Origin of the sequence: Pseudoalteromonas piscicida (assembly GCF_002744175.1) — a bacterium.
Lineage (GTDB): Bacteria > Pseudomonadota > Gammaproteobacteria > Enterobacterales > Alteromonadaceae > Pseudoalteromonas > Pseudoalteromonas piscicida_B.
In genome coordinates this window covers 1-9,402 of sequence record NZ_NKHF01000095.1, presented here as the reverse complement: position 1 = coordinate 9,402, position 9,402 = coordinate 1, and the positions used below count along the sequence as shown (strand labels likewise).

Genomic DNA, 9,402 nt, shown 5'->3' with positions numbered 1-9,402 from the left:
CGAGCTTTTGAGCATATCGCCGCATAAAGCGGCTCCCACCACTGTGGTAGGAGCGGGCTCACCCCGCGAGCTTTTCAATAGAAATGGCGCATCAAGCGCCTTCTATATTGGTACAATATGAATGGCTTATTTTTCTGCGATTTGCCAAACAGCGACTGAGCCGGAAATTTCATTACCGATCACCAATAGGGCTTCACCCGTTGCACTTTTATCAGCCGGGATGAATGTCATGCCCTCAGGTGCTAAGTCACCGCTAATTTCAGCGCCTTCAACCAATCCGCGATTGTAAAAGTAATCTTCAAACTTAACATCATAAGGGTTAGTGATGTCGTACACCATAATACTGCCCATGCGCTCTAAGCCAACAAATGCAAAGGTGCGGTCGCCAATTTCACCAAGTGCCAATGCTTCTGGCTCTGGGCCTTTGGCATCTGAGCGAGTGTCGCCTTCGTTAGCGTCTTCATCATTGTTAAACTGTGCACCATGAACGGATGCGGTGATACGTTCAATTTGATCGCCAGAATCAAACACCACCAAACCATTGCTATCCCAAATGGTGAACGAGCGGGCACCATAGGTGTAAAGCGATTCATATTGGCCGTCATTATCGGCGTCGCCTTTTACGGTAGTAACTTTAAGACGACCGATGTCGTCATCGTCATTATTTAAATAGGCAAAATTACTCGCCAAAGTAAGATCTTCAGCACGGCTCTCATCAATATAGGCTAAGCAGCCGTCATCTTTGTCATAATCTAGCCCACCTTTAGCGGTACAGTCGGCTTCATCTGCTGCGTCAAAGAAGTACTCTCGGCCGTCCCCTTCGTTCGCTGAAACAATAAAGTTTGCCCCTTTCCAAGTGTAGCTAGAAATTGTATCTGGCTGGTACATCCCATAAAGTCCTGGGTATTTTCTGAAGTTGATCTTTTTATCTTTATCCGACGCATCCATCGTCAAGTTAGACCAATCTTTAAACCCTAAGCCGACCAAGCGTAAGCTGTTATCTGCTAAATCAACGATAGCAAGAGCATTATTTTCTTGAATAGAAACATACGCATAACGGTTATCTTTGGAAATAGCGACATATTCTGGCTCAAGGTCCATAGCAACAGTGGTGGTAACTAAGTTGCCGTTGATGGTACGTCCCGTAGGGTTGGCAAAAACCATACCTTGGGCCTCAAGTTCGGCTTGTTTGTCGTTGTATGCCGTAAAACCGAGCTGCGTAGCGGTATTTGCTATTGTGCCGTTGGTAATATCTATGATGCTGATAGTTCCTTCTGGATCAACGCTGTAATCACCGGCAGGTTCGCCTTCGTTGGCTACAACAACTTTGTTGCCGTCATGGCTAAAAGTCACCATGTCAGGTAGGGCGCCAACGGTGACATTTTTAACAAAAACGGGAGCTGCGCCGGAAATATCATAAAATGCAATTTGACCTGCTTCACCTGTGGTTTTTGCTGCCATGGCGACTGCAAGTAATTGATTATTTTCATCAATAGCAATACTGTTTGCATCACCCGCTGTGTTTTCATTTAGGTTAAGCGTGATGGCTGCTGTTAAATTGGTTGTGGCGATCACTCCTTCATTATTTTTTGCAAGCGCCGCACTATCAAAGTCTGTTGCAGGGATGATTTCAACAACTGCGGCATCACCTGAGCTGTTGATAGCATATATCCACTTTTTAGTAGCTTGATAAGCAACAATTTCAGCTGCGCCTTCTGGACTTTCTGCATTTAGTACCGCACGTCCAACCATGCTAATGTCTAACATACTATTGGCGTTGGTACCATTTGTTCCATCTTGTCCATCAACGCCGTCTTGGCCGTTGGAGCCATCGGCACCATTTTCACCGTCGCTGCCATTTTGACCTGCAACGCCTTGCTGGCCTTGTGGACCTTGTGCGCCATCATCACCATCTAGCGAGCAGCCAGTTAATAAAGAAAATAAAGAAAGGGCGAGTAGAGAGTGCTTAAACATACCATATCCTGCTTATTGTTATAAAAGCCGTTACTTAATCACAGTAAGATGACTTTTATATGGCAGTTATTTTTCACAATTATTGTGGCAAATACATCTATCTAGTGTTGACCTAAAGTCTACTTGAGGTAGTAGGATACCAACAAAACAAGTCATAGGAGAAACATAGTGGAAGCAAGCTTTTGGCATGAATTATGGGAAAATGGACAAACAGGATTCCATGAAGGGCAGATAAATCGAATGCTGACTCAGTATGCAGAGCAACTGGCATTGTCTGCCGGTAGTCGAGTGCTACTGCCGTTATGCGGAAAAACACAAGACATCCAATATTTTTTAGCCAGAGGAATAGAAGTGGTTGGGGTTGAGCTCTACGAACCAGCTATTCGTGAACTGTTTGAAATACTTAATGTAACGCCAACTATCAGCCAAGCTGGAGCGTTTACGGTATACCAAGCCCCAAAACTGACCATTTATGTTGGTGACTTCTTTGCGATGGACAAATCATTGCTCGGTCCGGTTGATGCAATTTACGATCGCGCTGCACTGGTTGCATTACCTGAGCCCATGCGCATTGAATATAGTGAGCATTTGATGACGATCAGCAACTTAGCTAAACAATTGCTTATCTGTTTTGAGTACGATCAATCAAAAATGTCAGGGCCACCATTTGCGGTAACAGCTGAAATGGTTGAACAATATTATGGTAGCAAATACAGGATAAATCATTTAGATCGAGAACTCGTAGCTGGTGGATTAAAAGGCATTGATGACGCCTCGGAAAGTGTTTGGTTACTTGACCTCGGAATAAGTACTGACTAACTGCTGTTCGGCAAACAAAGTCCAACCTTATTATTATTTATACAATAATTTTTCTTAATTGCTGAACTTTTATTCAAACTCGTGCGTAGGGGATAACAATGGATGGCATATGTCATCCTTTTTAACCTAATCTACAGGATGAGTATAATGAAAAAGTTTATAGTAAGTGCCAGCTTGCTGCTGCTAGCAGCATGTAGCGATGATGACAGTAGTGTAACTATCGCCCCTGAGCCACCACCTCCAGCGCCTGAGTTTTCAGCGACTAAAACCTTCGAATTGACACTTTCAGGGAAACAAGAAGTTCCTATGAACATGTCGATGCAAAGCGCAACTGCAACCGTCGAATTGGATGAGAACCTGATGCAATTTCGGGCTTCTCTAGATTATAGCGACGTTGAAGGTTTTAGTGCTGCACACATTCATGATGGCGATCTTGGCGCGAATGGTGATGTGGCATTCGCATTTGAAGCAAGTGAAGAAAATAGGGTGAGTATTCCGATCACCGATCTCTCTGAAGGTCTTATTGAAGATATGCTAGATGGTGAATGGTATATCAACCTTCACACTGAGGCGTTTCCAAACGGCGAACTACGTGCGCAGATTGTCCCTGATAGTGTCAGTATCATCACATTCAAGCTCGATGGTTCGCAGCAAGTGCCAATGAATGATAGTGATGGTATGGGATATGGCTATGCCGCTTATGACAGTAGTGATGGGCAGTTGTATCTCCGAGCGGTAACTATGGGGGTTGACGACGCTACAGCTGCACATATTCACACTGGCAGAATAGGCGACAATGGTGACGTGCTCGTGGTATTAGAGCAAGACGATGAAGTCATGACAGATTGGGTAACGCCAGAAGGCACTATGATTGATGAAGCAACATTAGCCGTGCTGCTATCAGGCGGACACTACGTGAATGTTCATACTCCGGATATGCCCAATGGTGAGATCAGAGGGCAAATTTTGACTGATAACTATGCTGTTGCAACCTTCGATTTATCGGGCAAGCAAGAAGTACCCGCTGTTTCTACCATGGCTTCGGGCGACGGTTATGCCATTGTTAACACGGATAATTATGAGGTGGAGTTGCGAGTAGTCACAAGTGGCGTAGAAGATGCCACGGCTGCACACATTCATACTGGTCGTATTGGCATGAATGGCAATGTGCTAGTGGGTCTGGAACAAAGCACCGATGATATGAACGTGTGGATGACACCAGAAAACACCATGATCAATGCAGAGACTTTCGCAGTGCTGGCCTCAGGCGGTCACTATGTAAACGTACATACCCCAGCAAACCAAAATGGTGAACTACGAGGTCAAATTCTCACTGACAACTATGCCTTAGCAACGTTTGGCTTGTCTGGTCAGCAAGAGGTACCTGCTGTGTCTACGACGGCAATGGGCGATGGTTACGCGCTGGTGAATACCAACAATTATGAAGTAGAAGTTAGAGTAGTCACAAGCGGTGTAGAAGATGCCACGGCTGCACACATTCATACTGGTCGTATTGGCATGAATGGCGATGTGCTAGTGGGTCTGGAACAAAGCACCGATGATATGAACGTGTGGATGACGCCAGAAAACACCATGATCAATGCAGAGACTTTCGCAGTGTTGGCCTCAGGCGGTCACTATGTGAACGTACATACCCCAGCAAACCAAAATGGTGAACTTCGTGGTCAAATTCTCACTGACAACTATGCCTTAGCAACGTTTGGTTTATCTGGTCAGCAAGAAGTACCTGCGGTTTCTACCATGGCTTCGGGCGACGGCTATGCCATTGTTAACATGGATAATTATGAGGTGGAGTTGCGAGTAGTCACAAGTGGCGTAGAAGATGCCACGGCTGCACACATTCATACTGGTCGTATTGGCATGAATGGTGGTGTGCTAGTGGGTCTGGAACAAAGCACCGCTGATATGAACGTGTGGATGACGCCAGACAACACCATGATCAATGCAGAGACTTTCGCAGTGCTGGCCTCAGGCGGTCACTATGTGAACGTACATACCCCAGCAAACCAAAATGGTGAACTTCGTGGTCAGATCCTTACCAGCAATTTTACTTTCGTAGCATTCCCATTAAGTGGCGATCAAGAAGTGCCAGCAGTTACTACGACCGCAACTGGCAGTGGTTATGCCTTAGTCAATCGAAATGGCTATGACCTTGAGCTTCAAGTACTCACTTCAGGCGTTGCGGATGCCACCGCTGCTCACATTCATACTGGGTTTGCAGGTGAAAACGGTCCAGTATTCCTTGGTCTCGAGCAAGACAGTAACGACCCCAACCGCTGGATGGCGCCGGCAGATGCAGCCTTAACAGCAGAAATTTTCGCAGTACTGGCAAGTGGTGGGCACTATGTGAACGTGCACACCCCTGCTAACCAGAATGGCGAGTTGAGAGGCCAAATCGTAAACTAATACCAATTGAATTCGTTCTCTAATCAATTTGAAGGATGAAATAGCATAGTAGCGTCGTTAAAAATTTCTCATTTAGAACAACTAAATAGCAAAATTTTTGCCTAGCTACTCAAGCTATTTCTCCGCTTCAAATAGATCATCTACTTAATACATTTGGTATAACAGGTTAGAGATGTTTAAGTGAGAAGGTCTGCCAAGCAGACCTTTTTTATTAAAAGTTATATAAAACTAAATTTGGTTACATAAATGTAAATAAATAGTAGCTTTTTATTCCTCCAATAGTCATCTATCACTGCTAGCGTATACCTCCTTTAAAAAATAAAAATGGTAATAAAATGAGAAAGATAAGCCTAGCTTCTGCGCTTTTTGCTACGTTGTTGTTAACTGCTTGTGATGATGATTCGGTTGAAGTAGTGCAGGTTGAAAAGCCTGTTGTGACCACAGAAACCGATTTAAAAGTCGTAGAGATTCCAGTTATCATTGAAGTGCCAGCAGGTAACGCCAGCAATATGCAAACTGGGACTCGCCCCGACTTTCTAATTCAAGATATGGAGCATAGCGCACTTAAAACAAAACTAGAGCAGTGCTCAAACGGGCCTTTTTATAAAACTGACTTTTCCATCGGGCACCGTGGTGCGCCGATGCAGTTTCCTGAGCATACTAGAGAATCTTATGTTGCGGCGGCTAAAATGGGGGCCGGAATTGTTGAGTGTGATGTGGCTTTTACCAAAGACAAAGAGCTCGTTTGTCGCCATTCACAATGTGATTTACACACAACCACGAATATTCTCGCAACCGATTTGGCTCAAAAATGTACGACGCCTTTTACACCTGCTGATCCTGAAAATGGGGTTGCAGCTCAAGCTATGTGTTGTACCAGCGACATCACCTTGGCTGAGTTTACTACTTTAAAAGGTAAAATGGACGCCGCTAATCCGATGGCGACAACGGTAGAAGAATATATGGATGGTACCGCAAAGTGGCGTACGGATCTGTACGCTAGCCGCGGCACGTTGATGACACATGCCCAAAGCATTGCGTTATTTAAAAGTCTAGGTGTGAAAATGACCCCAGAGCTAAAGTCACCATCGGTTGAAATGCCGTTTGATGGCTTTACTCAACAGGCGTATGCCCAAAAAATGATCGACGAATACAAAGCGGCGAATGTCGCTCCAAAGCAAGTGTGGCCACAATCATTTAACCTTGATGATGTTGTGTACTGGATAAAAGAAAACCCCGAGTTTGGTGCCCAAGCGGTCTATTTAGATGATAGATATGATACCCAATCTGCTGATAACGAAACGATGGTTGCTGCGGAGCAAATCATATATAACCCTGAATTACTATCACCAACCATGGCTGAGCTTGCGGCTGACGGCGTGAAAATCATCGCGCCACCCCTTTGGATGTTACTTACCGAAGAAGGTGGAGAGATTGTGCCATCACCTTACGCTAAAGCGGCAAAAGCAGCTGGCCTTGGTATTATTACTTGGACGCTCGAGCGTTCAGGCCACTTAGCAAACGGCGGTGGCTGGTATTACCAAAGCATCAATGGCAGCTTTACAGGTGAATCCATGATAGACACCGACGGCGATGCCTTCAAAGTATTAGATGTATTAGCAAAAGACGTTGGTGTGCTTGGAGTATTCTCAGACTGGCCTGCCACCACAACCTATTATGCAAGCTGCATGGGCATGCCAGCGAGCATTTAGTATGAAAGATACACCACATACCATTACCACGGGATAAACCCACAGGTAGGAGCCGCTTCACGCGGCGATCTGTTCAATAAAACATCGCGGGGTGAACCCGCTCCTACCATGCGATATTGTCGCGGGACAACCCTCAAATGCCACCTCTGGTGGAGCCGCTTTACGCGGCGAACTTATTCAAAAGCTCGCGGGGTGGACCCGCTCCTACCATGCGATATTGTCGCGGGATAACCCTAAAATGCCACCTCTGGTAGGAGCCGCTTTACGCGGCGATCTGTTTAACAAACTCGTGGATGAACCCGCTCCTACCAGATAAATAGGGCTGGATGCTGTCATTACACCGTAAATTCTCTGGCGTTTTCATTAAGGTGTTGGCTTGTTTTTTCCAATTGCTCCACAATGGCCATAAACTCATTCATCCTTTTTACCGCTTCTTTTGATATATCGCTCAAGCCGTTGATATTGGAATTTATGTCTTCAGTTACCGAGAGTTGCTCTTGAGAAGCAGTAGCGACTCCTTGGGTTAAATCTTTGATTTTACTCACAGCCTCAAAAATGCTGTCTAACACTTCTGTGGAGATCATGACCTGCTCTTCGGTTGTCTTAACCTGTTGCTGGCTTTGCTGAATAGCTGTATTGGCACCACCAGCTTTGCTCTGAAGGAGGTTAATAATATCGCGAATTTCTTCTGTTGATTGTTGTGTTCTTTGCGCTAAGGTTCTTACCTCATCTGCCACAACAGCAAAACCACGCCCCTGCTCACCGGCTCTGGCAGCTTCAATTGCCGCATTTAGGGCAAGTAGATTAGTTTGCTCTGCAATCGCTTGGATAACACTAACCACATTGGATACCTGATCGCTTTGCTCGGTAAGCTCGGCAATAATATTCGCAGTTTCGTCAAAGCGCATGGATAGATCACCAAACTGCTGACTCGTCTGAGACATCACTTCCATGCCTCGCTGTGCTTCAAGCTCTACTTGATTGGCATAATCAGCGGTGCTTACGGTATTTGAGGTCACCTCGTTCAGAGTCATGGTCATTTCTTCCGCCGCCGTTGCGATGGTTTCAAGCCTTGCATTTTGCTCTTCACTTATTTCTTTGTTGCTGCGAATAAAATGTGCAACTTCTTCAGATGATTGCGACATTGCACCACCGGCAACGCCTATGTTACTGACCGTATTTTTAAAGCTGCTCAGCATGCGATTAACTATATTCGCCACCACTCGTATTTCCGTCGCTCCACTCTCATCGAGCGTTTTTCTGAGGTCGTTTGATTGACCAATTTCCTCAAAGGTGCGACCCAAAGATTCAATGGGTTTAACAATACGACGGCGCACCAAATATACCCCAAAGAGGCTAAAACAAACCGTCACAATCAGCATAATAATTGCCCACATTAAATTAGATTCCACCGCTTTATGCGCCTCAATCACGTTTTGCTTTGTGCGTTTCTCAAGCTCTGTAAAAAATGCTTCAACAGGCTCCATTATATTGGCCTTATAACGGTGATAATCTTGGCTATGTGTAAGTTGAATGGCTTTATTTAAATCGGGCTCACCTTGAATCGTATAATTACCTGAGCTGTCTTTAAATTTACCCTTAACAGCATTCATGGCTTCAACTTCGAGCGCAACAAGGCCATTCGAATTGGCTTGAGCTTGGCTTAAGTAATTTAATTCTTTTTGACTAAATCCTGCCGCTTTCATAGCGTCTAATAAAACCATCCGTTTACCGTCCGGTTTCGGTTTATCGCCATAATCTAGCACCAGATCCCAGTAAACCTTGTGATACCCTTCGGGGCGAGGTTTTTCACCATTGCGAATTGCCAACACATCCATATACATTTTTTCGTATTTATCATTCCCTGTAACAGCATAAGTTCTGCCTAATCGAGTTAGGTCGTCAGAGCTTTGTCTTAATTCATCAGCGAGTTGATAGGCTTTATATCTATTGTCGGCCATCGCTTCTACGTCTAATAAAGCGTTATACATATTTGTGACGAGAAGTGTGACAATAACAACAAAAACAATAATGCCGCCAAAGATAGCGGTCATGAGTATACGGATAGAGTTAAACTGCATAGTTGCAACCTTTATTGAGGTGTTCACAATAAATGTTAGTGCAGGGCTGAATAATCTTCTAGCTTGGAATTAGGAACAAGTGGAATTGACTTACTAACCGTGAAAAGTGAATCGCAAGATCGCCGCGTAAAGCGGCTCCTACCAGAGGTGACATTTGAGAGGTTATCCAACGGTAATGTTACGTAGTAGGAGCGGGTTCATCCCGCGATATGTTACTGAACCGCTCGCCGCGTAAAGCGGCTCCCACCACAGGTGATATTTGAGCGTTATCAAGCGGCAATGTTATGCGGTAGGAGCGGGTTCACCCCGCGATATGTTACTGAACCGCTCGCCGCGTAAAGCGGCTCCCACCAGAGATGGCGTTTGAGGATAATTCAGCGGCAATGTTA

5 protein-coding genes are annotated in these 9,402 nt (G+C 45.1%); 3 read left to right on the top strand and 2 right to left on the bottom strand.

Annotated elements, in window-relative coordinates:
* Positions 1–126: 126 nt before the first annotated feature.
* Complete coding sequence (locus tag CEX98_RS18980) at positions 127–1,974, bottom strand: choice-of-anchor I family protein (protein ID WP_099643574.1); 1,848 nt, start codon at positions 1,972–1,974, stop codon at positions 127–129.
* 168 nt (positions 1,975–2,142) lie between these two features.
* Here CEX98_RS18980 and tmpT point away from each other — a divergent pair, with 168 nt between their 5' ends.
* The 3 genes from tmpT (at position 2,143) to CEX98_RS18965 (ending at position 6,932) form a co-directional block, all read left to right on the top strand.
* Positions 2,143–2,793 carry a thiopurine S-methyltransferase gene (gene tmpT / locus CEX98_RS18975; protein WP_099643573.1) on the top strand — a complete coding sequence of 217 codons (651 nt, stop codon included), beginning with the start codon at positions 2,143–2,145 and terminating at the stop codon, positions 2,791–2,793.
* Between the two features lie 147 nt (positions 2,794–2,940).
* On the top strand, positions 2,941–5,220 hold the full coding sequence (locus CEX98_RS18970; RefSeq protein WP_099643572.1) for a CHRD domain-containing protein: 2,280 nt from the start codon (positions 2,941–2,943) through the stop codon (positions 5,218–5,220).
* A gap of 335 nt (positions 5,221–5,555) precedes the next feature.
* Positions 5,556–6,932: a glycerophosphodiester phosphodiesterase family protein gene (locus CEX98_RS18965; RefSeq protein ID WP_099643571.1), complete on the top strand. Its 1,377-nt coding sequence runs from the start codon at positions 5,556–5,558 to the stop codon at positions 6,930–6,932.
* A gap of 335 nt (positions 6,933–7,267) precedes the next feature.
* Here CEX98_RS18965 and CEX98_RS18960 read toward each other — a convergent pair whose 3' ends face one another.
* Positions 7,268–9,013: a methyl-accepting chemotaxis protein gene (locus CEX98_RS18960; RefSeq protein WP_099643570.1), complete on the bottom strand. Its 1,746-nt coding sequence runs from the start codon at positions 9,011–9,013 to the stop codon at positions 7,268–7,270.
* Positions 9,014–9,402: the final 389 nt, after the last annotated feature.

Coding starts and splice junctions, on each gene's coding strand:
- CEX98_RS18980 (WP_099643574.1), bottom strand. CDS start 1,974: ATGTTTAAGCACTCTCTACTCGCCCTTTCTTTATTTTCTTTATTAACT.
- CEX98_RS18970 (WP_099643572.1), top strand. CDS start 2,941: ATGAAAAAGTTTATAGTAAGTGCCAGCTTGCTGCTGCTAGCAGCATGT.
- CEX98_RS18965 (WP_099643571.1), top strand. CDS start 5,556: ATGAGAAAGATAAGCCTAGCTTCTGCGCTTTTTGCTACGTTGTTGTTA.
- CEX98_RS18960 (WP_099643570.1), bottom strand. CDS start 9,013: ATGCAGTTTAACTCTATCCGTATACTCATGACCGCTATCTTTGGCGGC.